Origin of the sequence: Enterobacter sp. RHBSTW-00318, assembly GCF_014101375.1 — a bacterium.
In the GTDB taxonomy this organism is placed as follows: domain Bacteria; phylum Pseudomonadota; class Gammaproteobacteria; order Enterobacterales; family Enterobacteriaceae; genus Enterobacter; species Enterobacter ludwigii.
The window spans coordinates 917,516-943,349 of sequence record NZ_JABXQH010000001.1; the positions used below are offsets into that span (position 1 = coordinate 917,516).

The following is a 25,834-nucleotide window of genomic DNA, read 5'->3' on the forward strand; positions in this document are numbered from 1 at the left end:
CAGCCGCTTAACGCAGGTTAACCAGCGTGTTGAGGATCTGATCCTGGGTTTTGATGGTCTGCGCGTTCGACTGATAGTTACGTTGCGCGACGATCATGTTCACCAGTTCTTTACTCAGATCCACGTTAGACGCTTCCAGCGCACCGTTGGTCAGCGTACCGAAGTTACCGGAGCCCGCGGTACCCAGCAGCGCCACGCCGGAAGACTGGGTGGCAGACCAGACGTTATCGCCTTCAGACTTCAGACCTTCGTTGTTGGCGAAGTTAGCCAGCACGATCTGGCCCAGGGCCTGGGTCTGTTCGTTGGAGTAATTACCCACCACGGTGCCGTCGTCGTTGATCTGGTAGCTCACCAGGTCACCCGGTTTGTAACCGTTCTGGTTGGTTGCCACGATGTTATTGGCGCCGGTGTTCTGCTGCATGGAATTGGCGAAGCTCATCGCAAACGTGGCTGGCGTTGCACCTGGAACGGTGCCGGTGGTGATATTGATGCTGCCGCCGCCGGTCAGTACGCCGCTGGTGTTGAAGGTCAGCGTGGTCGCCAGGGATGGCGTGCTTCCTGCAACGCTGCCGTCCTGGGCATAGACTTTCCAGGAGTTTGCCGGAGTCGCGTCTTTAACGTAAAACAGGTTCATGTTGTGCGCATTACCCTGGCTGTCAAAGACCGTCACCGTCCCTTTTTTGTTGTAGCTGTCAGGGTTGGTCGGATCAAAGGCCGTGGTTGGCGCGGTGTCAGTAGAGTTCAGGTTGATCTGCTGGGACGCGGTGGTGGTGGATTTCGCCGCCATCAAGGTCGTTGGGATATTGATCGCCTGCGGGTTAGCGCCGGTCTGAACCGTTGGCGGGGTACCCGCAACAGGATAACCGGTTAATTGCAGACCCTGCATGTTCACCAGGTTACGATTTTCGTCCAGTTTGAACTGACCGTTACGGCTGTAGAACACAGAGCCGTTGGAATCGACCATACGGAAGAAACCGTTCTGGCTGATGGCGACGTCCAGACCACGACCGGTGTTGGTCGTCGTACCGTCGGTAAAGTCCTGAGTGATGCCCGCAACTTTCACGCCCAGACCCACTTTGGAACCGGCAAACATATCTGCAAATGAGGCAGAACCGGATTTAAAACCATAGGTCGCGGAGTTGGCGATGTTGTTGCCAATGACATCCAGGTTGGTGGCCGCAGCATTCAGGCCGCTGACCGCTTGAGAAAAGGCCATGACTTACTCCTGATAAGTGTTAAGGCTTAGATAATCTGCCGAACTTCGTCGAGCGTGGTGGTACCCGAGGTACCCAAATCCAGTTTGTTACCGCCGGCGCCTTTAATCACGCCCTGAACCAGCGCGAACTGCAGCGGCTGCGCCACCAGTTGGGTGGTTCCGTTGCTGGCGCTGATCGCCACTTTGTAAGAACCGTTTGGTGCTTTCGTGCCGTCGGTCAGGCTGCCGTCCCAGGTAAAGGTGTGTACGCCTGCCTTCAGCTCACCGATGTCAATGGTGCGTACCACTGCCCCGCTCGCATCGCTGATCGTCGCAGTCACTTTGTCAGCCGGCTGCTGCAGCTCAACGCCAAACGGCGTGGTGGTCGTGGTTGACGTCCCCTCGGTAGTGCTGGTGCCGGCAAGGATCGTGGTCCCCGGGATCATCACCCCATGACCAATCAGATTCGCAGCCTGCAGAGACTGGCTGTTGTCAATCTGACCGGAAACGGAGCCAAGGGTGGTATTGAGTTTTTCAATGCCGCTGACGGTACTGATCTGTGCCAGTTGCGTGGTCAGCTCGTTGTTCTGCATCGGATTGGTGGGATCCTGGTTCTTCAGCTGCGCCACCAGCAGCGTCAGAAAGCTGCTCTGCAGATCGGACGCGTTACTGCCCGTCAGGGCGTTGGAACCCGTCGAACTTTTGGCGCCATTAACACCTGAGTTCGTGGGATCATTCACATTTACGGCGATGGACATGCATGTCTCCTTTACTGGCCGAGAGTGAGTGTTTTGAGCATCATGCTCTTCACGGTATTAAGCACTTCGACGTTTGCCTGGTAACTGCGTGACGCCGACATGGAGTTCACCATCTCACCCACCACATCTACGTTAGGCATTTTTACGTAACCGTTAGCATCTGCCAGCGGGTTGCCTGGCTCATACACCAGCTTGTCCGGTGCCTGGCTCTCAACCACATCAGAGACTTTCACACCGCCGGTGGCCGCACCTGGCGCCGCATCGACCTGAAAGACGACCTGTTTCGCACGATAAGGCTGACCGTCTGGTCCGGTCACGCTGTCGGCGTTCGCCAGGTTACTGGCGGCTACGTTCAGACGTTTGGACTGCGCGGTAAGCGCCGAGCCGGCGATATCAAAAATATTCAGCAAGGCCATTTATCAGTTGCCCCCCTGCAGGACGTTCATCATGCCTTTGATTTGTCCGCCGAGAACGGTCAGGCCTGTCTGGTATTTCAGGCTGTTATCGGCAAACTGTGTACGCTCCCGGTCCATGTCCACGGTGTTACCGTCGAGTGAAGGCTGGTCGGGAATGCGATAAAGCAAATCGGTCGTTGGTGCGGTCATCGTCTGAGCGGGAATATGACGTGAGGAGGTCAGCGCGAGCGCGACACCGCTCCCTTCTGCGCGTCCACGCTCCATCACTTTTTTAAGCTCACTGGAAAAATCAATATCGCGCGCCTGATACCCTGGCGTATCGGCGTTAGCGATATTGGCGGCTAAAATTTCCTGCCGCTGGGCACGTAAATTGAGCGCTTCCTGCTGAAAACGTAACGCGGCGTCGAGTTTATCGAGCATGTCTCCTCCGCTGATGGCAAAATTTCAGTTCACAGCTTAAATCTCAACCCATCCGCCTTATCGACGGAATAAGCGCAAAATGCGTCGCTATTTATTGCGTTGATGAAAAACCACTGCAGGTAGAATTCACTCAATTCTGGAAACGGTGGAACTTGCGATGCAAACGTTAAAACGTGGCCTGATGGCAACTTTCTTGCTTTTTAGCCCCCTGGTGCAGGCGGATGGTTTACAGGATCAGCTAAACACCTTTTTTGCCCAGAAGCTGGCGGGCTTTAGCGATGAAGTTGTCGTCACGGTACGCACGCCACCGAATCTGTATCCCTCCTGTGAGCAGCCGTCATTTACCGTGACCGGCACCACCAGACTGTGGGGGAACGTGAACGTGCTGGCACGCTGCGCCAACGAAAAACGGTATTTACAGGTTGCAGTCCAGGCGACAGGCAATTATGTTGTCGCCGCTGTCCCCATTGCCCGGGGTACCGCACTACAGGCCAACAGCGTGACGTTGAAGCGCGGCCGTCTGGATCAGCTGCCGCCACGGACAATGCTTGAAATTAACCAGGCGCAGGACGCCGTCAGCCTGCGTGATGTCGCACCGGGCCAGCCGATACAGCTGTCGATGCTGCGCCAGGCGTGGCGCGTCAAGGCGGGTCAACAGGTGATGGTGGTGGCCAATGGAGATGGCTTCAGTATCAACAGTGAAGGGAAAGCGTTAAACAATGCCGCGGTAGCGCAAAATGCCCGCGTCAGAATGTCTTCAGGGCAGGTGGTTAGCGGAACCGTCGATTCTGATGGGAATATTCTGATTAACCTATAATCTTTTTAAAGATTTCGCTGCAGCTGCCGATAAATATTCAACTATTGATGATGTCAGGCGCCAACGCCGCGAACCCTCGATGAGGACAACACTATGAGCATTGATCGTACATCAGCCCTGAAGCCGGTAAGCGCTGTACAACCTCGCGAAACGAATGACGCTACGCCGCAGAAAACGCGTCTGGAAAAACCGTCAACGTCTAACAGCACCAGCGTAACCCTGAGCGATGCCCAGGCAAAACTGATGCAGCCAGGCGGCAACGATATCAACATGGAACGCGTTGAAGCGCTGAAAACGGCTATTCGTAACGGCGAGCTGAAAATGGACACCAGCAAAATTGCTGACGCCCTGATTCAGGAAGCGCAGAGTTTCTTACAGAGTAACTAACCGTATGAGTCGACTGTCAGAAATACTGGATCAAATGACGGTTGTCCTGAACGACCTGAAAACGGTAATGGACGCTGAGCAACAGCACCTCTCTTCCGGTCACATCAACGGCAGCGCGTTGCAGCGTATTACTGAAGACAAAAGCTCGCTTCTGGCGACGCTGGATTACCTTGAGCAGCAACGTCGCGCTGAGCAGGATCCTAAGCGCAGTGCTAACGACGATATCGTTGAGCGCTGGCAGACTATTACAGAAAAAACCCAGCACCTTCGCGATCTCAACCAGCATAACGGCTGGCTGCTTGAAGGTCAGATAGAGCGTAATCAGCAAGCGCTTGAGGTGTTAAAACCGCATAAAGAAACCGGGCTGTACGGTGCGGATGGCCAGACAGCGACGGCACGTATTACGGGCGGGAAAAAGATTTCGATTTGAAGCATAAGCGACAAATCAAGCAGTGGGGAGCACCATAAGGTGAACTCCCCTTTTGGCGTTTATGCCGTACGGCGGGCAAACTCTTTCACTTTGAAGCCCAACACGGCGAGGGTGGCAAAGTAAGCCACAACCCCAACACCCACCACGGCCATCAGTCGCAGCAGACGATAAGGCATGGTGCCGAGCGACCACTCCGGCATCACGTGCATCATGCCGAGCAACGCCGCTGCCATCACCAGCACCGCGATAACCAGTCGCACAAGGAAACTCGCCCAGCCCGGCTGCGGCGTGAAGATATCCTGCTTACGCAGCTGCCAGTACAACAGCCCGGCATTCAGACAGGCCGCCAGACCAATAGACAGAGCCAGACCCGCGTGCTTCAGCGGGCCAATAAACGCCAGGTTCATCAACTGGGTCATCACCAGCGTCACCAGGGCAATCTTCACCGGGGTTTTAATGTTCTGACGGGAGTAGAACCCTGGTGCCAGCACTTTAACAACAATCAGCCCCATCAATCCCACCGAGTACGCCACCAGCGCCTGCTGAGTCATGGACGCATCATGGGCTGAAAATTTACCGTACTGGAATAGCGAGACGGTCAGCGGTTTCGCGAGGATCCCCAGCGCCACCGCGCTTGGCAGTGCCAGCAGGAAACAGAGGCGTAAGCCCCAGTCCATCAGGCGGCAATACTCATCATGGTTGCCGCTGGCAAAGCTTTTAGAGAGCGACGGCAGCAGAATCGTCCCCAGCGCGACGCCCAGTACGCCAGAAGGAAACTCCATCAGACGGTCAGCGTAGTACATCCAGGAGACCGAACCGGACACCAGGAAAGACGCAAAGATGGTATTGATGATAAGTGAGATCTGGCTGACAGAAACCCCGAGGATTGCAGGTCCCATCTGCTTCATGACGCGCATTGCGCCGGCATCACGGAAATTAATGCGCGGCAGAACCAGCATGCCAATTTTCTTCAGATGCGGCAGCTGATATGCCAGCTGCAGGACGCCACCCACGGTCACCGCCCAGGCCAGCGCCAGTACCGGCGGGTTGAAATGCGGTGCGGCAAACAGGGCAAAGCCAATCATGCTGACATTCAAAAACGTCGGCGCAAACGCCGGAACGGAGAAGCGGTTCCAGGTATTGAGGATTGCCCCCACCAGCGAGGCCAGTGAGATCAACAGGATATAAGGAAAGGTAATGCGCAGCAGCTGGGTGGTGAGCGCAAATTTATCAGCGGTGTCGGCAAACCCCGGCGCGGTCACCATAATCACCCAGGGCGCAGCCAGCATCCCCAGAACTGTCACAATAGCCAGCGCCAGCGTCAGCAGCCCGGAGACGTAGGCGACAAACACCCGCGTAGCATCTTCGCCCTGCTTGCTTTTATATTCCGCCAGAATTGGAACGAAGGCCTGCGAGAAAGCCCCCTCAGCAAAAATACGGCGCAATAAATTCGGCAGTTTGAACGCGACGAAAAAGGCGTCCGTTGCCATCCCAGCACCAAAAACCCTTGCCACAATGGCATCGCGCGCAAAACCCAGTACGCGAGAAAACATGGTCATCGAGCTGACGGCTGCCAGCGATTTTAATAAGTTCATTAATGTGAATTTCCACAACCATACGGCAAAACGCCTGCAGAGCAGGCGTAATGAATGCCCGACGGCGTTGCGCTTGCGCAGGCCTTCGGATTTGCAGGCCGGGTAGGCGAAAAGCCTCCCGGCGAAACCAACAATCGGCGCTTAGTCTACCCGGATTTAAGGGAATTACTATCGGCAGATGTTACAGAGGGTTATTCACTCATGGCCTCTCGCCAGAGTCGTTCCACGATGCGTTGCGCCATGATGGCCTGTTCACCGGCGGTTTCCGGAACCGTCTGATTTTGCACGCAGCTAATGAAGTGACGGGCGCATCCCGCGAAGCCGCGTTGCTCCAGAGTGCTCTGCCAGCCCGGCGCCGGAAGCGTGACCACACCGTTGCCCTTCTCTTCACGCCACTCCCGCATGTCGGTGATGTCATACAGCGCACCGTCAGTGACGGCCTGGACGAACTCCCGCTGACTGCCCGCACGACGATGCATGGTGGTGGTCACCTGCAGATGTTCCAGCGCAAAGTGGTGCTCGGCGTAGACCATCTCGCCCAGATCGTTGGTCATCAGGGTCCCGCTTTTCAGCTGAGCCTGGCCGTTTGTCAGCCAGAGCGCCGTGTCCACCACGTGCAGATAATCATCGAGAAGCGTAAAGCGCAGATCGTTTGGCCCGACGCTGTCGGTACGGTGTTTATCCATCCTCAGAGAGGCCAGCGCGCCCGGCTGTGCCTTCAGTTGCTGATAAAGCGGAGCGAAGCGGCGGTTAAAGCCCACCATCAGCGTCAGGTTCTTGCGTGCCGCCAGCTCTATCAGTCGCTCGGCATCCTGAACGTTCTCCGCCAGGGGCTTATCCACACAGACGTGAACACCGGCATTCAGCAGTTCGCTGACCACCTGATAGTGCGTTGCCGTTGAGGTATGCACAAATACCGCATCGCACTCGCGGGCAAGATCAGACAGCGAAGCGGCGTATGGTATCCGCCAGGTTGCGCAGATGCGTTCAGCCTTCTCGCGGGTAGGTGACCACGCGCCCTGAAGCGTCCAGTCCGTTGCCGCGCCTAATACCGGTAACCAGGCTTTCTGCGCAATACCGCCAAGCCCCACCACGCCTACACGTAATTTTTTCACTGTTAATCTCCCAAATGTGCCAGCAGTGCGTCCAGGCGCTGCTTCAGCCCAGCGACCTCCTCTTCCAGCGCATCCACGCGCGCCGTCAGGTTGCCGCTGACAACAGTGGACTCTTGTTCCGTTGCCAGCGTCGCGGTATCCACCTCGCCACTGAAGAGATGCATATAGCGGCTCTCACGCTTGCCCGGTTCGCGTGCCAGACGCACCACGTAAGGGCCATCCTCGCGGGTTGCAAGCCCTTCCAGGGTTTGTTCCACTTCCTGCATATCCGCAAACTCATGCATACGGGAAGCCCGTGTGCGCAGCTCGCCGGGAGTTTGTGCCCCGCGCAGTAAAAGGGTCGTGATCACCGCCACTTCCGCGGCGCTCAACTTCAGGTCGCCGAATTCGGAATTACAAAAACGTTGTTCGTACTTGGTGACGCGGTTTCCGAAGCCGCTGACGGTGCGCAGATAATGGCGTTTCACCAGTTCATCCAGCACATCCTGAACGTCATGCTCGCTGAGGTTCATTACCGGCTCGCGGTTGGTCTTTTGGTTGCAGGCCATCATGACGGCGTTGACAGAGAGCGGATATTGCTCCGGCGTCGTGACCTGTTTTTCCAGCAGGCATCCGACGACGCGCGCTTCTGCACCGCTTAACTGATATTTCATCTCTTCTCCTTAGCGACCCGCTGTCCAGTCCCGGGTGGTTAATGCAGTGAGGACATGGTCGCGCCATTCTCCATCTATCAGCAGATAGTCTTTGGCGTAACCCTCTTTCTCAAACCCTAAACGCGCCAGCAAATTACCGCTGCGCTGATTATGCGGCATATAGTTCGCCATAATACGATGGATATGTTGCGTGCGTTGCATATAACGGATCGCCACCGTTAATGCTTCATACATCAGCCCCTGCCCCTGCCATTTCTGACCGATGGAGTAGCCGAGGTAGCAGGCGTGAAACGATCCGCGCACGACGTTTGAAAAGTTGGCGATGCCGATAATCTCTTTTTCTTCGGGATCCAGCAGCGCAAAATAAAACGCACTTCCCTGCTTATGAAATTCCGCAATCATACTGAGGCGCGCCTGCCAGCCGGATGGGTAACAATGGCTCTCATCCCGAACGGGTTCCCAGGGTTTTAAAAACTGGCGATTCTCGGCGTAATAATCCGCCAGACGCCAGGCATCACGCTCATGCACCAGACGAACGACCAGCCTGTCCGTTGTCAGACGCACTTTTGGCACATTACTGCGATAGCCAAACATCGATACCACTCCTTCCCGTCACTTCTGCTGACCCATTAGCTTTACTATACCTGTGCCTGCGCCGTCTGTGAAAACAGTGACATACCATTTTGACCTCTTTTCACATTTTTCGATGAGAACTCTCTATCAAAGCGCTCTTTTGATAAAAAAATATTGTCACGCCCAGGGGTGGGAAAACGCGCAGTAACCCCGCAGAATGTTAGCGTGCTCACCATCCTGTTTTCCCTGGAGGGAAAATGTCCCGCGTATCACAGGCGAGGAGCCTGGGTAAATATTTCCTGCTAGTCGATAACATGCTGGTCGTGCTCGGCTTTTTTGTCGTGTTTCCTCTTATCTCGATTCGCTTTGTCGATCAAATGGGTTGGGCGGCGCTGATAGTTGGCATCGCGTTGGGTTTACGCCAGTTTGTCCAGCAAGGCCTTGGGGTGTTTGGCGGCGCCATTGCTGACCGCTTTGGCGCGAAACCGATGATTGTGACCGGTATGCTGCTTCGTGCGGCAGGCTTTGCCACGATGGCGGTTGCCCATGAGCCCTGGCTTCTGTGGTTCTCCTGCTTTCTCTCCGGGATCGGCGGAACCCTGTTTGACCCGCCGCGCACCGCGCTGGTGGTGAAGTTAATTCGCCCGCAGCACCGCGGACGTTTCTTCTCGATTTTGATGATGCAGGACAGCGCGGGCGCGGTAATTGGCGCGCTTCTGGGGAGCTGGTTGCTGCAGTACGATTTCCGTCTGGTCTGCGCGGCTGGCGCGGTGCTCTTTATTCTGTGCGCCCTCTTTAATGGCCTGTATCTGCCAGCATGGAAATTGTCGACGGTGAAAGCGCCGGTACGCGAAGGGCTGGGCCGCGTCCTGCACGACAAACGTTTTGTCACCTACGTATTGACCCTGACGGGTTACTACATGCTTGCCGTGCAGGTGATGCTGATGCTGCCTATCATGGTCAATGATATTGCGGGAACCCCGGCCGCCGTGAAATGGATGTACGCCATCGAAGCCGCGCTTTCGCTGACGCTGCTCTATCCGATTGCCCGCTGGAGTGAACGGCGTTTTCGCCTGGAGCATCGTCTGATGGCCGGGCTGTTTTTAATGACGCTGAGCATGATGCCCATCGGTCTGGTGAATTCTCTCCAGCAGCTGTTTACGCTGATTTGCACCTTCTATATCGGCTCTATCATCGCCGAGCCGGCTCGTGAGACGCTGAGCGCCTCGCTTGCAGATGCGCGTGCCCGCGGCAGCTATATGGGGTTCAGCCGACTCGGTCTGGCCTTTGGTGGGGCTTTGGGTTACGCCGGCGGCGGCTGGCTGTTTGATGCAGGCAAAGCGCTGAATCAACCGGAACTGCCGTGGATGATGCTCGGCGCGGTGGGCTTTATGACGCTGCTGGCCCTCTGGTGGCAGTTCAGCCAGAAGCGCAGCGCAAGCGGCATGCTCGAACCGGGCGCGTAGCCCTTCCCTCTGGCGGGAGGTCCCTCCCGCCTCACTTCTCAGTTTTTTCTGCTGGTTTCTGCCATTTCACACTGACATACTGACGTAACAGGACAGAAGCGCCGATTTTTCGTTGAGGAACACTATGAAGAAAATTGTCATTGCCGCTGCATTCATTGTCAGCGGTCTGCTGGTGGGCTGTAACCAGCTTACGCAATACACCGTCAGTGAACAGGAAATTAATCAGGCGCTGGAAAAACATAACAACTTTTCAAAAGACATCGGCGTGCCCGGGCTTGCAGATGCGCATATCGTCCTCAGTAACCTGACCAGCCAGATAGGACGTGAAGAGCCAAACAAAGTGACGCTGAACGGGGATGCAAACCTCGATATGACCTCCCTCTTCGGCAACCAGAAAGCCAATATCAAGCTGAAGCTGAAAGCGCTGCCGGTCTTTAACAAAGAGAAAGGGGCTATTTACCTGCAGGAGATGGAAGTTGTCGATGCGGAAGTCACGCCGGACAAGATGAAATCTGTGCTGCAAACCCTGATGCCTTATCTGAATCAGTCTCTGCGTAACTATTTTAATCAGCAGCCAGCCTATGTCTTAAGTGAAGACAAGAGCAAGGGTGAAGCGCTTGCGAAAAAGTATGCTAAAGGGATAGAGGTGAAACCGGGAGAAATCATTATTCCCTTTACTGATTAATCCGTAGGGCGCCGAGGCGCCCTTTTTTTTACGGAAAAGTGTGCAAACGAAAACGTTTCCGCTTATGATTTGTGTCCGGCATAAACAGCCATCCGAATGACTGATTCCTGACAAGCCGGAGCTTCCATGACTGCACAACCCCAGGTTCTTAAAATCCGCCGCCCTGACGACTGGCATATCCATCTGCGCGATGGCGATATGCTCAAAACCGTCGTGCCTTATACCAGCGAAATTTATGGCCGCGCGATTGTCATGCCTAACCTGGTGCCACCAGTCACCACCGTCGATGCCGCAATGGCGTATCGCCAGCGCATTCTGGATGCCGTCCCGGCGGGCCATGATTTCACCCCGCTGATGACCTGCTACCTGACCGATTCCCTGGATCCAAACGAAGTGGAGCGCGGGTTTAACGAAGGCGTATTCACCGCTGCGAAACTTTACCCGGCCAATGCCACCACCAACTCCAGCCACGGCGTTACCAGCATTGATGCCATCATGCCGGTGCTGGAGCGCATGCAGAAACTGGGTATGCCGCTGCTGGTTCACGGTGAAGTCACGCATGCCGAGATCGACATCTTTGACCGTGAAGCCCGTTTTATCGACACCGTGATGGAGCCCCTGCGTCAGCGCCTTCCCGCGCTCAAAGTGGTCTTCGAGCACATCACCACCAAAGATGCCGCTGAGTATGTCCGCGACGGTAACGAGCTTATCGCCGCCACCATCACGCCACAGCATTTGATGTTTAACCGTAACCACATGCTGGTTGGCGGTGTACGTCCACATCTGTACTGCCTGCCGATCCTCAAGCGTAACATTCACCAGCAGGCGCTGCGCGAACTGGTTGCCAGCGGTTTCTCCCGCGCGTTTCTGGGCACGGATTCCGCACCTCATGCGCGTCATCGCAAAGAAGCAAGCTGCGGCTGTGCGGGCTGCTTTAATGCCCCAACCGCTCTCGCCAGCTATGCAACCGTGTTTGAAGAGATGAATGCCCTGCCGCATTTCGAGGCGTTCTGCTCACTCAATGGCCCCCGTTTTTATGGGTTGCCGGTCAATGAGACCTTCATTGAGCTGGAACGTAAAGAGAGCCAGGTTGAGGAAGCCATTCCACTGACCGATGACACGCTGATCCCATTCCTGGCAGGTGAAACCGTTCGCTGGACGGTAAAACGCTAAAAAATCAGTGCCCCTTGTTGTCAAACCGATAATATACCTGTATAAATAAACAGTATATTACACAGGGGGCATTTATGCGTATTGAAGTCACCATAGCCAAAACTACCGTTCTGCCTGCCGGCGCGCTTGATGCGCTTGCAGGCGAATTATCCCGTCGTATTAACAACACCTTTCCCGAAAACGACGGTGCCGTAACGGTGCGTTACGCGGCCGCAAACAACCTCTCCGTCATTGGCGGCGCGAAAGAAGATAAAGCGCGTATCACCCAAATCCTGCAGGAAACGTGGGAAAGCGCCGACGACTGGTTCATCACAGATTAACACTGCTCCCTCATTGTGTTTTTTTGCCGGGTCGCCCCGGCTTTTTTTTCGCCTGAAAATCCAGAAAGTTCAAATTAATTCGGCAACTTCTTTAAAAATCGTGAACAACATGGTGTTTTATTGTTCGAACAATCCTAAAAAGCAGAAAAATGTGTTGCTAGCTGTTTATTTTTCCCTTAGGAACCCTTATTACTTGTATACTGAAGTTGCTTCAGAAAAACATGCATTGAACCTCGAAGTCGTTGTCTTCTAACACGCATTATGGGGGTTATAATGGAAAAGAATAGCGAAGTCATCCAGACCCACCCACTCGTTGGCTGGGATATCAGTACCGTAGACAGCTACGATGCACTGATGCTGCGTTTGCACTACCAGACCCCAAATCAGCTGAACCGTGAAGAAGCGGAAGTTGGACAGACGCTGTGGCTTACGACAGACGTCGCCCGTCAGTTTATTTCTATTTTGGAAGCAGGCATCGCAAAAATAGAATCTGGCGACTACCAGGAAAATGAGTATAAACGGCATTAGCGTTTAGCCCACTTTTCACTCTACAGGCACCCTCGGGGTGCCTTATTTATTTCTCCCTTGTATAAGCCCCCGATGTTAATTACTCTGCTAACAAAGCGTTAGTTTAAGAGATGCCCATGAAATATGATCTGATTATTATTGGTAGCGGCTCCGTTGGTTCTGCCGCCGGATATTATGCCACTCAGGCTGGCCTCAAGGTTCTGATGATAGATGCCCATCTTCCCCCTCATTCAGAGGGAAGCCATCATGGCGATACTCGCCTCATTCGTCATGCCTATGGTGAAGGCGAGCGCTATGTCCCGCTGGTACTTCGCGCGCAAGCGCTCTGGGACGAACTGGCTAAACAGACTGAGGAACGCATTTTCGAACGCACGGGCATCATTAACCTTGGTCCTGCCCGCTCTGATTTTCTCGCCAGCGTCGAACGCAGCGCGAAGACATTTAACCTGGACGTTGAGAAGCTCGACGCGGCGGGGATCATGTCACGCTGGCCGGAAATCACCGTCCCGGACGATTATGTTGGTCTCTTTGAAGCCCATTCTGGGGTGTTGCATTGCGAAACAGCAATAAAAACCTGGATAGCGCTGGCCGCGAAAGCAGGCTGCGCCCAGCTTTTCAATTGCCCGGTCGAGGCCATTAAACATGATGCTGACGGTGTCACGGTGACAACCCTGGACGGAGAGTACACGGCCTCCCGATTGCTCATCAGTGCCGGTACCTGGGTAACCCGTCTGCTGCCAGACCTGCCCGTACAGCCGGTGCGCAAGGTCTTCTCCTGGTTCCAGTCTGATGGCCGTTACAGTACGCAGAATAAATTCCCGGCGTTCACCGGCGAGTTACCCAACGGCGATCAGTTCTACGGCTTCCCTTCGGATAAAGACGCGCTCAAAATCGGGAAACACAATGGAGGACAAATTATCTCCTCTCCTGAAGAACGTAAACCGTTTGGCGCCTACCCACAGGATGGCTCTGAAGCTTTCTCGTTCCTGCGAAATATTCTGCCGGGCGTCGGTGGCTTACTCTATGGCGCGGCATGTACCTACGACAACACGCCGGACGAAGACTTTATTATCGATACGCTGCCCGGGCATGAGAACACATTGCTCATCACCGGTCTGAGCGGTCATGGCTTTAAGTTCGCGTCGGTGCTGGGTGAAATTGCCGCGCAGTTTGCCCAGGGTATTACACCGCAGTTTGATCTGACGCCCTTCTCTCTTTCACGTTTTAACGGATAATCCACCACGGGCTTCGGACGTTCCGGAGCCCGTCTTTTTGTTACGGTTTGCGGGGCGCTATGCGCAAAGTTGTGGGTTTTCTCATCAATAATATTCGTGAGCATTTGATGCTCTATATCTTATTGTGGGCGCTGCTGGCCATCATTGATTTTATTTACATTGTATTTTACTGAAAGCCTGCCTGACATTTATTGACATTACTTTATATTTACTTAAGTTAGAACAATTCCTCAATTAGCCCTTTGTTAAATCTTGCACGAAGACATTGAATTACCTTTGCGGATCATTTTCAAAACCGCTGAAATAAATAAAATAAAAATCAATATCGACTTATTTCAGTTGCAATATCATTCCTTCCCGTTCATTTTTACTGCTCTGTTTATTTGATAATGGTAATCCTGATGCAATTGCGTAACACCTCCCGGCGCTATGGAATAATATCCATAAGCTTGCACTGGATATTTGCTATTGCGGTCTATGCCATGTTCGGACTTGGCCTCTGGATGGTGACGCTCAGCTATTACGATGGCTGGTATCACCAGGCCCCGGAGCTGCATAAGAGCATCGGCGTGCTGCTGATGATGGGGCTGGTTATTCGCGTGATCTGGCGACACATTTCACCGCCGCCTGCCGCGCCAAAGACCCACAGTAAATTTACCCGTATCAGCGCTGTTGCCGCGCATATTACGCTTTATGCGCTGCTCTTCGCTCTTCTGATCAGCGGCTATCTCATCTCGACAGCAGAGGGTAAACCGATAAGCGTTTTTGGCATTTTTGATGTCCCGGCAACGCTTGCCGATGCGGGATCACAGGCCGATATTGCCGGGGTGATTCACCTCTGGCTGGCATGGAGCGTGGTTATCCTGTCCGTGCTGCACGGGCTTGCCGCCCTTAAACATCATTTCATCGATAAAGACGATACGCTAAAGCGCATGCTTGGCCGCTCGTCAGTTGACTCTGGAGCTTAAAATGAAAAAACACCTGCTGGGTATCGCACTGGGTTCTCTGTTATTTACCACCGGCTCAGCCGTTGCTGCTGACTATAAAATTGATAAAGAGGGCCAACATGCTTTCGTCAATTTCCGTATTCAGCATCTCGGGTATAGCTGGCTGTATGGCACCTTTAATGATTTTGACGGCACATTCAGCTTTGACGAAAAAAATCCTGCCGCCGATAAAGTCAACGTGACCATTAATACCAACAGCGTCGACACCAATCATGCAGAACGCGATAAACATTTGCGCAGTGCGGAATTCCTGAACGTGTCTAAATTCCCGCAGGCCACCTTCACCTCCACGGAAGTGAAAAAAGATGGCGATAAGCTGGATATTACCGGCAACCTGACGCTCAACGGCGTGACAAAACCGGTTACGCTGAATGCAAAATTAATGGGCCAGGGTGACGATCCGTGGGGGGGTAAACGTGCCGGATTTGAAGCCGCAGGTAAAATTCACCTGAAAGACTTTAATATTACTACCGATTTGGGCCCTGCTTCTCAGGATGTCGAACTGATTATTTCCGTTGAAGGCGTTCAGCAGAAGTCATAATAACGACGCCCGGCAGGCTTTCACGCTGCCGGGCATCAGCCTTATTCAGGGTCGGGAATACCCAGTTTGGTGTTCAGACGTCCACGGGATTTATTAAAAATCTTGTTACCATTTTCCCGTCCTGCACGACGACGGCGTTGCTCCTCTTCCGGCAGCATGCTCTCTTCACTGCACAGTTCGCTGCAGCATCCGTTAAATTTCTCGGCACAGGCCGGACACTGAATAAACAGCAAATGACATCCGTCATTTTTGCAGTTGGTATGGGTATCACACGGCGTACCGCACTGGTGACAGTGGGCAATCACATCCTCTGAAATACGCTCGCCCATTCGTTCGTCAAAGACAAAGTTCTTACCGATAAAACGCACCGGTAAACCCTGCTCACGGGCACGGCGGGCGTACTCAATAATGCCGCCTTCAATGTGCCAGACCTTATTAAACCCGTTGTGCTTCATCCAGGCGCTGGCCTTCTCACAGCGGATCCCGCCGGTGCAGTACATCACGATCTTTTTATCTTTATGTTCCTGCATCATCTCAACCGCTTTTGGCAGTTGCTCGCGGAAGGTATCAGCCGGAATTTCCATCGCGTTTTCGAAATGCCCCACTTCATACTCATAATGGTTACGCATATCGATGAACACCGCATCCGGATCGTCCAGCATCGCATTCACTTCCGCCGCTTTCAGGTATTCCCCGACATCAGCGGCGTTAAACGCCGGATCGTCAATACCATCCGCGACAATGCGTTCACGCACTTTCATGCGCAGTACCCAGAATGATTTACCGTCATCATCCAGGGCAATGTTCAGGCGTACACCGTTGAGAGCCGGATCGAACCCGTAAAGCAGGTCGCGGAAGGCGTTCACTTTGCTTTCCGGTACGCTGATCTGGGCATTGATGCCTTCACGGGCAAGATAGACGCGCCCGAAAACATTCAGCGTCGTGAAGGCCTGATAAAGCGCATCGCGGGTCGCTTGTGGATCGTTGATGGTGAAGTATTTGTAGAATGAGATTGTCGTGCGCGGTTCGGTTTCAGCCAACATACGCGCCTTTAACATCTCATTCGAAACGCGGTTGTGTAACACTGGCATGGTGTACAAGTCCTGCAATCGTTAGAGAGAATGAAAAATCGGTCGGCATCATATAGCAAACAATGACAATTTACATCCACACAATTTACGCTACATTTCACACACCCTAGTTAGTCAGACTTAACAATTGCTGCATTCGTACACGTTTCGAAGACAGACATTTTGGCTACGCCTCAAAAAATGAGACAATAGCTAAACAGGACGTTAGAACACAGGAAAGACATGACCCAGTTACCGAAATTTACTGTCGCCCTTTTGCATCCCCGCTATTGGTTGACCTGGCTTGGCATTGGTTTTTTATGGCTGATGGTCCAACTCCCTTACCCTGTGATTTTCCGTGTGGGCAAATGTGTGGGCCGTATTGGTCAAAAATTCATGAAACGCCGCGCCAGGATTGCCTACCGCAACCTTGAGCTGTGCTTCCCGCAGATGAGCGAGGCGGAACGTCATGAGATGGTGACCAGGAATTTCGAATCCGTTGGCATGGGGCTGATGGAAACCGGTATGGCGTGGTTCTGGCCAGACAAACGGATGGCCCGCTGGAGTGAAGTCACCGGGACGGGTATGGAGCCTGTGCATACGCTTCAGGCCAATAAGACAGGCGTACTGCTGATTGGCGTGCATTTTCTGACGCTGGAGATCGGTGCGCGTATGTTTGGCATGCAGGCACCCGGTATTGGTGTTTATCGCCCTAACGATAACCCGGTGATCGATTTAATCCAGACCAATGGTCGTATGCGCTCCAACAAAAGTATGATCGACCGTAAAGACCTGAAGGGGATGATCCGCGCGCTGAAATCAGGTGAAGTGATCTGGTATGCCCCTGACCACGATTATGGCCCACAATCCAGCGTATTTGTCCCGTTCTTCGCCGTTGAAGAGGCGGCCACAACCACCGGTACCTGGATGCTGGCGAAAATGTCCAAAGCCGCGATCGTCCCGTTTGTCCCGCGTCGCAAGCCGGATGGCTCAGGCTACGAGTTAATGATGCTCGAGCCGGAACTCGCGCCGCCGCTGGACGATGCGGAAACGACCGCTCGCTGGATGAACAGAGTGGTTGAGAAATGCATCATGCTCGCGCCGGAGCAGTATATGTGGCTCCATCGTCGCTTCAAAACGCGGCCAGAGGGTATGCCGTCGCGCTATTAATTTTCCGTGCGGCCATCAGGGCCGCACGCTCATTTAGCTTTAAAAGCTCCTCCGCATTGCAGCGATCATAACCCAGGCGCATACTTAGCAGGCTTATTACTTCAGGCCTATGGTGCTTTGCACCTCATTATGCGGATTGTTATGTCACCCTCAGATGCCCCCATAAACTGGAAGCGTAACCTCACGGTTGCGTGGCTTGGCTGTTTTCTCACCGGTGCGGCGTTTAGCCTGGTGATGCCCTTCCTGCCGCTTTACGTTGAACAACTTGGCGTCACCGGTCACAGTGCGCTCAATATGTGGTCTGGCCTGGTCTTCAGTATCACCTTTCTCTTTTCCGCGATTGCTTCGCCCTTCTGGGGTGGCCTTGCCGATCGCAAAGGACGAAAGATCATGCTGCTGCGTTCAGCACTAGGGATGGCCATCATCATGGCGCTGATGGGCCTTGCGCAGAACGTCTGGCAATTTCTGATTTTGCGCGCGTTACTGGGCCTGCTGGGGGGCTTTATTCCTAACGCAAATGCGCTCATCGCCACCCAAATTCCGCGACACAAAAGCGGCTGGGCGCTCGGAACGCTCTCCACCGGAGGCGTGAGCGGCGCATTGCTGGGACCGCTGGCAGGCGGGCTGCTGGCGGATAACTACGGCCTGCGTCCGGTCTTTTTCATTACTGCCAGCGTCCTTTTTCTCTGCTTTATCGTCACGCTGCTCTGTATCCGTGAACGTTTCACCCCGGTCACTCGAAAAGAGATGCTCCACGCACGGGATGTGCTGACCTCGCTTAAAAACCCCAGGCTGGTGCTAAGCCTGTTCGTAACGACCCTGATTATTCAGGTAGCAACCGGGTCGATTGCCCCTATTCTGACGCTCTACGTTCGCGATCTGGCCGGTGACGTCAGTAATATTGCGTTTATCAGCGGGCTTATCGCGTCGGTGCCCGGCGTGGCGGCGCTGCTCAGCGCCCCGAGGCTGGGAAAACTGGGGGACCGCGTGGGCCCGGAAAAAATCCTGATATGCGCCCTGGTGATTTCCGTTCTGCTCCTTATTCCGATGTCGATGGTACAAGCACCGTGGCAGCTTGGCCTGCTGCGCTTCTTACTGGGAGCGGCAGACGGCGCGTTACTGCCTGCGGTTCAGACCCTGCTGGTTTACAACTCAACGAACCAGATAGCCGGCCGCATTTTTAGCTATAACCAGTCATTTCGCGATATCGGCAACGTCACCGGACCGCTTGTCGGAGCCGGGATTTCCGCCAGTTTTGGTTTCCGCGCCGTGTTTATCGTCACCGCGGGCGTGGTGTTGTTTAATGCGGTTTATTCGTGGTTCAGTTTATCGAGGGCTTTACGACCGGTCGTTAATAAGACGAACGCGTGACAGCTTATTTTTGCATTCATACTTGCAGAACCCGATATTCAGCTATTCTTTCCCTGAAACCTTCAGGAAAACAGGGAGACACCAATGACCATGTACGCCACACTGGAAGAAGCTATTGATGCCGCTCGTGAAGAGTTCCTCGCCGATAATCCTGGCGTTGAGGAAGAAAATGCTGACGTGCAACAACTTAATATCCAGAAATACGTTCTGCAGGACGGGGATATTATGTGGCAGGCCGAATTCTTTGCTGATGATGGCGAGGAAGGAGAATGTTTGCCGGTCCTGAGCGGAGAAGGTGCGCAGGCCGTCTTTGATGGCGACTATGACGAAATCGAACTACGGCAGGAATGGCTTGAAGAAAACACCCTGCACGAGTGGGATGAGGGCGAATTTCAGCTCGAGCCACCGCTGGATACGGAAGAAGGACAGACCGCAGCCGATGAGTGGGATGAGCGTTAATTTCCCCTATTCATAAGGGCCGTGCTGAGCGTCGATCGGCAACAATAGCGTATCGAATACCAGTGAAAACGGTAAATCGAGCACGGTGAGATAGCGCCACGCTGAGTCACGTACATCCCATTTTACCCCGGGGTAGTACTGATTACCGTGGCCTTGCCCTGGAATGGTGCGGCTGATGATGCTGCCACAGCCGCTGAGTAAACACGCCATCATCACGGCGAGGATTATTTTCATCAATGACCTCTAAAAAAATACCGGCTTTTCAGCCGGTATTTTTATTTGCCGGGTAGCGTAACGCCGCCGGGCACAGAAGGCTTACTTCGCCTTCAGCGCGAGTGGATTAATTTTAATCTCTTTATAGTGGCTGACCCACGAAGAGTATTTTTCCGGCGCGGACCACACACGGTAGTGAAGGCGTGCCATCGTAACCGGATCGCTCAACAGCACCAGACGACGGTCGCGGTTGAGTTTTTCCGGCGTATCGTTCAGCGCCTGCTCAACGTGACGATCGCGGGCAATCTCCAGTACCTGGCTTGCACGGTGACGCGCTGTCGCCATGGCCGTCGCCAGAGCGTTAAATGACGGGTTAAACACCGCGTGCATAAAACCATCTTCCAACGAACGTTTGCGGTTCTGCTCAAGATACGTGTCGGTATCCACCAGCACCTGTGGCGGCGAATACTCTTCCGGGATCAGGAACAGTTTCCAGCGTTTGGTACGCAGCCCCACCGTTGAGCGGCTCGAAATCACTGACACAAACGGTGACAGGATCAGCGAGAAGACAATCGGTGCCAGCCAGAACAGGAAGCGCAGATCCAGCCAGGCCATACCTGCCGCCCATACCAGACCCAGCAGCAGCTGCGAGCCATGACGCATGAAGGCTTCCCCCCACGGCGTAGAGTCATCATCACGCTGCGGTGAATTCCAGACCACTTCCCAGCCGAGGAACGCGCTGACCACAAACACGGTATGGAACAGCATACGCACCGGCGCCAGCAGCACGGAGAACAGCACTTCCAGCAGAAGCGAGAGCGTCACGCGGCAGAAACCACCGTACTCTTTCGAGCCTTTGCACCAGATCAGAATGATACTGAGCAGCTTAGGCAGGAACAGCAGTACCATGGTGGAGGCAAACAGCGCAATCGCCAGCTCCGGACGCCACTGCGGCCACACCGGGAACAGCTGGCGCGGTTGCAGGAAGTATTGCGGTTCCGTCAGAGCATGCACCACCTGTAGCGCAGTAGAGAGCGCAAGGAACATAAACCACAGCGGTGCGGAGAGATAAGACATTACGCCAGTCAGGAACACAGCACGGTGAACCGGGTGCATCCCTTTAACAAGGAACAGGCGGAAGTTCATCAGGTTACCGTGACACCAGCGGCGGTCACGCTTGAGCTCATCCAGCAGGTTCGGTGGCAGCTCTTCGTAAGATCCCGGCAGGTCGTAAGCAATCCAGACGCCCCAGCCAGCACGACGCATCAACGCCGCTTCCACGAAGTCGTGCGACAGAATAGACCCCGCAAACGAACCTTCACCCGGCAGCGGAGCCAGCGCACAGTGCTCAATGAACGGCTTCACGCGGATAATGGCGTTGTGACCCCAGTAGTGAGACTCACCCAGTTGCCAGAAGTGCAGACCAGCGGTAAAGAGCGGCCCGTAGACGCGGGTTGCAAACTGCTGGCAGCGCGCATAAAGCGTGTCCATACCGGACGCTTTTGGCGAAGACTGGATGATCCCCGCGTTCGGGTTGGCTTCCATCAGACGCACCAGACCGCTCAGGCAGTCGCCGCTCATTACGGAGTCAGCATCGAGCACCACCATGTAGCTGTACTGATTCCCCCAGCGACGGCAGAAGTCATCGATGTTTCCGCTTTTACGCTTCACGCGACGACGACGACGGCGGTAGAAGATCTGGCCTTCACCCTGCACTTCCGCGATCAGTTCCATCCAGGCTTTTTGCTCGGCAACGCAAATGTCCGGGTTGTAGCTGTCACTCAGGATATAGACGTCAAAATGCGCCGCGTTACCGGTTGCCTTTACGGACTCCCAGGTCGCACGCAGACCCGCAAATACGCGGTCAACGTCTTCGTTACAGATAGGCATGATCAGCGCCGTACGGTGCTCAGGATTAAGGGGTTCATCCCCGACCGTTGAGGCTGAAATGCTGTATTTGTCCCGCCCCATCAGCAGCTGCAGGAAGCCCATCAGCGCGGTCCAGAAACCGGCTGACACCCAGCAGAAAAGAACGGCAAACAGCAGAAGAATGCCGCTCTGCAGGATATACGGCAGCAGCTGCATGAAGGAGACCCAGATATCCTGGCCCATCATGTCTGCAGGGTTGATAAGTGCCCAGCCCTGGTAAGGCAGAATGGTTTTCATGTACCAGGTAGCGACCACGGTCTGCGCCAGCGTCAGTAACAGCAGAATGTAGCGACGAATGGTCCCCACGGTACGCCATTTCTGTTCGGAGGCCTGCTCTTCTTTCGTCAGGCGCGACAGATAGCGCGGCGTAACATCACGCCCACGCAGGCGATCCCAGAAGCGGCCAACCGGGTTGGTGCGCCACGGGTCAGGGAACATTGAGGAACGCGTGGCTTTCGGCATTGCCTGAAGCTGATCGCGTCCTTCATCGTCTTTAATCAACTGCCCTTCTGCCAGCGAGTCTGGCCATGCCTGCTCCAGACGCGCCTTTACTGACCCCAGCGGCGTATCATCGTCACGGGAAAACGGACGATGTTCGCCATCCAGCGCGGTATGCACCGCGCGGATGTCGCTTTTAGGCAGCGCCGCTTTTTCAATGTCCGTCAGCGGCATGGCATCAATATATTCAGATGTATTATTCATTGGCAGGTAGCTGATAGCTCCAGGTTTCACTCAGCGGCTGATCGTTACTGACCAGCGCAGCACGCATTTCAGTGGTCTGTTTCGGATCTTTCACTTTCACGCGCAGCGTCAGACGCCAGCCTTTCGTTACCGGGTTATAGCGTACGGTGTTCTCAACGATTTCACCGTTATCACCGATGCTCGCCTGAGCGGCAACGGCGGTATCCGGGGACAGTTTTTTCATATCCTGGCCCGCGAAGTCCACAACAAAGGCCACGGTGCCATCAGGCTGACGGATCAGGTTAGACTGCTTCACATCACCCGTAGAACGGCGAGTCTGCATGACGTACGCATTATCCGGCGCATGCAGTTTGTCTTCGTCGCGGCTAAAGGTAATGGTGTATTTGAAGTTCATCTCTTTACCGGCTTCCGGCAGCTGATCCGGCGTCCAGTAAGCAACGATGTTATCGTTGGTTTCGTCATTGGTTGGAATTTCAACCAGCTCAACCTTACCTTTACCCCAGTCACCTTTCGGCGTGACCCAGGCGCTTGGGCGCAGGTCATAGCGGTCATCCAGATCTTCAAATCGGGAGAACTGACGGCCACGCTGCAGGAGGCCGAAACCTTGCGGGTTTTCCATCGCAAAACTGCTAACAGCCAGATGTTTCGGGTTATTCAGCGGACGCCAGATCCACTCACCATTACCTGCATGAATAGAAAGACCGTTGGAATCGTGCAGTTCCGGGCGGAAGTTCGTCGCCGGTGACGGCTGATTCGGCCCAAACAGGAACATACTGGTCAGCGGTGCAACGCCCAGTTTGCCGACTTTATCGCGCAGGTAAACTTTGGACTGCACGTCAACGACCGTGTCACGGCCAGGCATAATCACAAAGCGATAAGCACCGGTCGCACGCGGGGAATCCAGCAGTGCATAAATAGTCAGGCGTTTGTCGGTTGGTTTTGGACGTTCAATCCAGAACTCGCGGAAACGCGGGAACTCTTCACCTGATGGCAGCGCGGTATCAATGGCGAGGCCACGCGCAGAAAGCCCGTACACCTGCCCTGCCCCGATCACGCGGAAGTAGCTGGCACCGAGCATGCTGACGATTTCGTCGTTTTTATCTTTGCTGTTGATCGGGTAAAGCACCTTGAAGCCAGCGAAGCCCAGGTCTTTAACCGTATCTTTATCGTGCTGAACATTGCCAAAATTGAAGTAATCCGGGCTGTACTTGATTTTACGTACCGCGGTCGCCGTCACTTCATTAATGGCAACAGGCGTGTCGAAGTACATTCCCTGATGATAAAACTCAAGCTTGAACGGGGTTTTAATGTTGTTCCAGTACGCTTTGTCATGGTTGAACTGGATCTGCTGATAGTCCGCATACTTCATGTCGCGGAAAACGGAGGGCAAGTTACTTTTTGGCGCTTCGTAGCTCTTGCCTGCCATCGATTTTGCCTGTTTTGCGACATCGTCGATGTTAAAGGCCAGTGCCGATGAGGTATACAGAGATAACACCACTGCAGCACCCAACCAACGCATTTTCATCATCTGTGGTTTATGTTTCATAATAAGTAAGCACTTCCCCCTTTGTGTGCTTATATCGATCCGATCCATTTTAATGGAAACTCAGGCAATCCGACAACATTATCACTGCTTTGTTCAGCTCGCTGGCTCATGGATTAAGCAAATGAAAGAACCCGCTTTTCACTTTGCGTGCTTATCCTGGAGACAGGGTGTCGGTCTTGGTGTAGGGTTGGCTTCGAATGTAACCATTATGAGTCTTAGGGATAAGGCGAAAAGTCTGAGAATGCACAAAGTTATATGAGCTCAACACCTGTAGAACGTGAATATTTCCTCGACTCGATCCGGGCATGGCTGATGCTGTTGGGGATCCCCTTTCACATTTCACTGATTTACTCCAGCCACACCTGGCATGTGAATAGCCAGATGCCTTCCTGGTGGCTCACGCTGTTTAATGACTTTATCCATGCCTTTCGTATGCAGGTGTTTTTTGTCATATCCGGCTATTTCTCCTACATGCTGTTCTTACGCTACCCGGTAAAACGCTGGTGGAAAGTGCGCGTGGAGCGTGTGGGCATTCCGATGTTGACCGCCATTCCCCTGCTGACGTTGCCGCAGTTTATTATGTTGCAGTACGTCAAAGGCAAAGCGGAGAACTGGCCAAATCTGACGCTGTATGAAAAGTACAATACCCTGGTCTGGGAACTGGTGTCTCACCTGTGGTTCCTGCTGGTCCTGGTGGTGCTCACCACGGTCAGTCTGGTCATTTTCAGCCGCCTGCGCCATCGCCTGAGTACCCAGGCCGATACCTTCTTCGCCAATATTACGCTGGGTAAACTGTCTCTGCTCTTTTTGCTGCTGGGTATCGCCTATGCAGCCGTGAGACGCACGCTATTTATCGTGTATCCGCCGATACTGAGTGACGGGCTGTTCAATTTCGTCGTGATGCAGTCGCTGTTTTACATCCCCTTCTTTTTAGCCGGTGCGCTGGCATTTATTCATCCCAAGCTTAAATCGCTGTTTACTACCCCGTCGCCATGGTGCGCTCTGGGTGCCGCTATCGCGTTTGCGGCCTATCTGTTAAATCAGCGCTATGGCAGCGGCGATGGCTGGATGTATGAAACAGAAAGCGTGATCACCATGCTGCTGGGTCTGTGGATGGTGAATGTGGTCTTCGCGCTGGGACACCGCTTGCTGAACTTTAAGTCCAGCCGCGTAACCTACTTCGTCAATGCTTCACTGTTTATTTACCTGGTGCACCACCCGCTGACGCTGTTCTTCGGCGCTTATATCACGCCACATATTGCGTCCAACACGCTGGGTTTCTTTACCGGACTGGTCTTTGTGATTGGGATTGCCATCGTGCTTTATGAAATCCATCTGCGGATCCCGCTCCTGCGTTTCCTGTTTTCAGGAAAACCGCAGGCTAAAGCCTCATAAACAAACGCGGCGCACTCAGTGCGCCGCGTTTGTTTTAGCTCTCTACGTCCTGTCCACGCTGCGTGAGAAGCCGCTGATAAAGGTGCGTGGTTTCTTCGTCGAAACAGACAAAAATCACCTTCTCAGGCATCGGCTTGAGGGAGAGGTATCGGTAAACGGTCTCTACCGCGATCGTGGCAGCGGCAGGTTTTGGATATCCGTATACCCCAGTGCTGATAGCCGGAAAAGCCATCGTCTTATAGCCGTTATCCGCTGCCAGGCGCAGGCAGTTGCGGTACGCCTCCTCCAGAATACTCGCCTCATGCCGATCGCCGCCATGCCATACAGGCCCCACAGCGTGAATCACCGCTTTGGCAGGAAGATCTCCCGCGAGGGTAATCACCGCATGACCCGGAGGACATTCACCCTGCTGCTGACGCACAGCTTTACAGGCCTCAAGGAGCTGCGGTCCTGCAGCCCGGTGGATTGCGCCGTCAACACCGCCCCCGCCCATCAGAGATGGATTGGCCGCATTAACGATCACGTCGACGTGCATCGTCGTTATATCGCCATGAATGACTTCAATTTGCGGTTTCATACGTACCCTCTGCTACCCGCCTTTTTCTTAAGTGTATCGCAGAGGAGGTATGGATAAAAAACTATCGGGGAAAAACCTCTTCCGCCGG

29 protein-coding genes are annotated in these 25,834 nt (G+C 54.0%); 16 read left to right on the forward strand and 13 right to left on the reverse strand.

Features of this window, described 5'->3' with window-relative positions; genetic code table 11:
* Nucleotides 1-7: 7 nt before the first annotated feature.
* The 4 genes from flgE to flgB are packed head-to-tail and all read right to left on the reverse strand — an operon-like array spanning nt 8 to nt 2,789.
* Nucleotides 8-1,216, reverse strand: a complete 1,209-nt coding sequence (flgE, locus tag HV157_RS04505) for a flagellar hook protein FlgE (protein ID WP_014169558.1) — start codon at nt 1,214-1,216, stop codon at nt 8-10.
* Between the two features lie 26 nt (nt 1,217-1,242).
* Nucleotides 1,243-1,953: a flagellar hook assembly protein FlgD gene (gene flgD / locus HV157_RS04510; protein WP_020884678.1), complete on the reverse strand. Its 711-nt coding sequence runs from the start codon at nt 1,951-1,953 to the stop codon at nt 1,243-1,245.
* Nucleotides 1,954-1,964: 11 nt separating this feature from the next.
* The gene (flgC, locus tag HV157_RS04515) at nt 1,965-2,369 is read right to left on the reverse strand and encodes a flagellar basal body rod protein FlgC (protein ID WP_013097138.1); all 405 of its coding nucleotides are present in this window, start codon (nt 2,367-2,369) and stop codon (nt 1,965-1,967) included.
* Between the two features lie 3 nt (nt 2,370-2,372).
* Complete coding sequence (gene flgB / locus HV157_RS04520) at nt 2,373-2,789, reverse strand: flagellar basal body rod protein FlgB (protein ID WP_014169556.1); 417 nt, start codon at nt 2,787-2,789, stop codon at nt 2,373-2,375.
* Nucleotides 2,790-2,946: 157 nt separating this feature from the next.
* Here flgB and flgA point away from each other — a divergent pair, with 157 nt between their 5' ends.
* The 3 genes from flgA (at nt 2,947) to flgN (ending at nt 4,423) form a co-directional block, all read left to right on the forward strand.
* Nucleotides 2,947-3,606 carry a flagellar basal body P-ring formation chaperone FlgA gene (gene flgA / locus HV157_RS04525; protein WP_020884679.1) on the forward strand — a complete coding sequence of 220 codons (660 nt, stop codon included), beginning with the start codon at nt 2,947-2,949 and terminating at the stop codon, nt 3,604-3,606.
* 93 nt (nt 3,607-3,699) lie between these two features.
* Complete coding sequence (flgM, locus tag HV157_RS04530; RefSeq protein WP_014169554.1) at nt 3,700-3,993, forward strand: flagellar biosynthesis anti-sigma factor FlgM; 294 nt, start codon at nt 3,700-3,702, stop codon at nt 3,991-3,993.
* Between the two features lie 4 nt (nt 3,994-3,997).
* Entirely contained in the window at nt 3,998-4,423 is a 426-nt protein-coding gene (gene flgN, locus HV157_RS04535) for a flagella biosynthesis chaperone FlgN (protein ID WP_025204463.1), read from the forward strand.
* A 59-nt stretch (nt 4,424-4,482) separates the two neighbouring features.
* Here the strand turns inward: flgN and murJ are convergent, their stop codons facing one another.
* From murJ to rimJ, 4 genes are all read right to left on the reverse strand, one after another.
* Nucleotides 4,483-6,018 (reverse strand): murein biosynthesis integral membrane protein MurJ, encoded by a 1,536-nt coding sequence (murJ, locus tag HV157_RS04540; protein ID WP_020884681.1) that lies wholly within the window; start codon nt 6,016-6,018, stop codon nt 4,483-4,485.
* A 191-nt stretch (nt 6,019-6,209) separates the two neighbouring features.
* Nucleotides 6,210-7,133, reverse strand: coding sequence for a Gfo/Idh/MocA family oxidoreductase (locus HV157_RS04545; RefSeq protein ID WP_040017137.1), 924 nt, complete (start codon nt 7,131-7,133; stop codon nt 6,210-6,212).
* 2 nt (nt 7,134-7,135) lie between these two features.
* Nucleotides 7,136-7,786, reverse strand: coding sequence for a YceH family protein (locus tag HV157_RS04550; RefSeq protein ID WP_040017136.1), 651 nt, complete (start codon nt 7,784-7,786; stop codon nt 7,136-7,138).
* 9 nt (nt 7,787-7,795) lie between these two features.
* On the reverse strand, nt 7,796-8,380 hold the full coding sequence (rimJ, locus tag HV157_RS04555; RefSeq protein WP_013097146.1) for a ribosomal protein S5-alanine N-acetyltransferase: 585 nt from the start codon (nt 8,378-8,380) through the stop codon (nt 7,796-7,798).
* A 236-nt stretch (nt 8,381-8,616) separates the two neighbouring features.
* Here rimJ and mdtH point away from each other — a divergent pair, with 236 nt between their 5' ends.
* The 9 genes from mdtH (at nt 8,617) to HV157_RS04600 (ending at nt 15,314) form a co-directional block, all read left to right on the forward strand.
* Complete coding sequence (gene mdtH / locus HV157_RS04560; protein ID WP_025204466.1) at nt 8,617-9,825, forward strand: multidrug efflux MFS transporter MdtH; 1,209 nt, start codon at nt 8,617-8,619, stop codon at nt 9,823-9,825.
* Nucleotides 9,826-9,949: 124 nt separating this feature from the next.
* Nucleotides 9,950-10,510 carry a lipoprotein gene (locus HV157_RS04565; protein ID WP_020884685.1) on the forward strand — a complete coding sequence of 187 codons (561 nt, stop codon included), beginning with the start codon at nt 9,950-9,952 and terminating at the stop codon, nt 10,508-10,510.
* A gap of 126 nt (nt 10,511-10,636) precedes the next feature.
* Nucleotides 10,637-11,683 (forward strand): dihydroorotase, encoded by a 1,047-nt coding sequence (gene pyrC / locus HV157_RS04570; protein ID WP_032677867.1) that lies wholly within the window; start codon nt 10,637-10,639, stop codon nt 11,681-11,683.
* Nucleotides 11,684-11,757: 74 nt separating this feature from the next.
* Entirely contained in the window at nt 11,758-12,003 is a 246-nt protein-coding gene (gene dinI / locus HV157_RS04575; RefSeq protein ID WP_040017132.1) for a DNA damage-inducible protein I, read from the forward strand.
* A gap of 273 nt (nt 12,004-12,276) precedes the next feature.
* Entirely contained in the window at nt 12,277-12,531 is a 255-nt protein-coding gene (gene bssS, locus HV157_RS04580) for a biofilm formation regulator BssS (RefSeq protein ID WP_008500827.1), read from the forward strand.
* A 116-nt stretch (nt 12,532-12,647) separates the two neighbouring features.
* Nucleotides 12,648-13,766, forward strand: coding sequence for an N-methyl-L-tryptophan oxidase (gene solA / locus HV157_RS04585; protein WP_020884688.1), 1,119 nt, complete (start codon nt 12,648-12,650; stop codon nt 13,764-13,766).
* A gap of 59 nt (nt 13,767-13,825) precedes the next feature.
* Nucleotides 13,826-13,939, forward strand: a complete 114-nt coding sequence (locus tag HV157_RS04590) for a DUF2770 family protein (RefSeq protein WP_032670549.1) — start codon at nt 13,826-13,828, stop codon at nt 13,937-13,939.
* Between the two features lie 228 nt (nt 13,940-14,167).
* Nucleotides 14,168-14,734 carry a cytochrome b gene (locus tag HV157_RS04595; RefSeq protein WP_032670551.1) on the forward strand — a complete coding sequence of 189 codons (567 nt, stop codon included), beginning with the start codon at nt 14,168-14,170 and terminating at the stop codon, nt 14,732-14,734.
* 1 nt (nt 14,735) lies between these two features.
* A complete protein-coding gene (locus HV157_RS04600) occupies nt 14,736-15,314 on the forward strand; it encodes a YceI family protein (RefSeq protein WP_020884691.1) in 579 nt (192 codons plus the stop codon).
* Nucleotides 15,315-15,355: 41 nt separating this feature from the next.
* Here HV157_RS04600 and HV157_RS04605 read toward each other — a convergent pair whose 3' ends face one another.
* A complete protein-coding gene (locus HV157_RS04605) occupies nt 15,356-16,405 on the reverse strand; it encodes a rhodanese-related sulfurtransferase (protein WP_020884692.1) in 1,050 nt (349 codons plus the stop codon).
* A 222-nt stretch (nt 16,406-16,627) separates the two neighbouring features.
* On the opposite strand from HV157_RS04605, the gene HV157_RS04610 reads away from it, so the two are divergent.
* The 3 genes from HV157_RS04610 to HV157_RS04620 all read left to right on the forward strand — a co-directional run bounded on the left by HV157_RS04610 (nt 16,628) and on the right by HV157_RS04620 (nt 19,384).
* Nucleotides 16,628-17,554, forward strand: coding sequence for a Kdo(2)-lipid IV(A) acyltransferase (locus tag HV157_RS04610; protein ID WP_014169534.1), 927 nt, complete (start codon nt 16,628-16,630; stop codon nt 17,552-17,554).
* Nucleotides 17,555-17,695: 141 nt separating this feature from the next.
* Complete coding sequence (mdtG, locus tag HV157_RS04615; RefSeq protein ID WP_040017130.1) at nt 17,696-18,925, forward strand: multidrug efflux MFS transporter MdtG; 1,230 nt, start codon at nt 17,696-17,698, stop codon at nt 18,923-18,925.
* Nucleotides 18,926-19,009: 84 nt separating this feature from the next.
* Entirely contained in the window at nt 19,010-19,384 is a 375-nt protein-coding gene (locus tag HV157_RS04620; protein ID WP_020884694.1) for a MysB family protein, read from the forward strand.
* Between the two features lie 6 nt (nt 19,385-19,390).
* Here the strand turns inward: HV157_RS04620 and HV157_RS04625 are convergent, their stop codons facing one another.
* The 3 genes from HV157_RS04625 to mdoG form a co-directional block, all read right to left on the reverse strand.
* Complete coding sequence (locus tag HV157_RS04625) at nt 19,391-19,618, reverse strand: YceK/YidQ family lipoprotein (protein WP_020884695.1); 228 nt, start codon at nt 19,616-19,618, stop codon at nt 19,391-19,393.
* A gap of 81 nt (nt 19,619-19,699) precedes the next feature.
* Nucleotides 19,700-22,228 carry a glucans biosynthesis glucosyltransferase MdoH gene (gene mdoH / locus HV157_RS04630; RefSeq protein WP_032681268.1) on the reverse strand — a complete coding sequence of 843 codons (2,529 nt, stop codon included), beginning with the start codon at nt 22,226-22,228 and terminating at the stop codon, nt 19,700-19,702.
* Nucleotides 22,221-23,774: a glucans biosynthesis protein MdoG gene (gene mdoG, locus HV157_RS04635; RefSeq protein WP_025204472.1), complete on the reverse strand. Its 1,554-nt coding sequence runs from the start codon at nt 23,772-23,774 to the stop codon at nt 22,221-22,223. Before mdoG ends, mdoH begins: the two co-directional genes overlap by 8 nt.
* A gap of 255 nt (nt 23,775-24,029) precedes the next feature.
* Between mdoG and mdoC the strand changes: the two genes are divergently transcribed.
* Nucleotides 24,030-25,169 carry a glucans biosynthesis protein MdoC gene (mdoC, locus tag HV157_RS04640; RefSeq protein ID WP_014169528.1) on the forward strand — a complete coding sequence of 380 codons (1,140 nt, stop codon included), beginning with the start codon at nt 24,030-24,032 and terminating at the stop codon, nt 25,167-25,169.
* A 34-nt stretch (nt 25,170-25,203) separates the two neighbouring features.
* Here mdoC and ymdB read toward each other — a convergent pair whose 3' ends face one another.
* Nucleotides 25,204-25,746, reverse strand: a complete 543-nt coding sequence (gene ymdB, locus HV157_RS04645) for an O-acetyl-ADP-ribose deacetylase (RefSeq protein WP_014169527.1) — start codon at nt 25,744-25,746, stop codon at nt 25,204-25,206.
* Between the last annotated feature and the right edge of the window lie 88 nt (nt 25,747-25,834).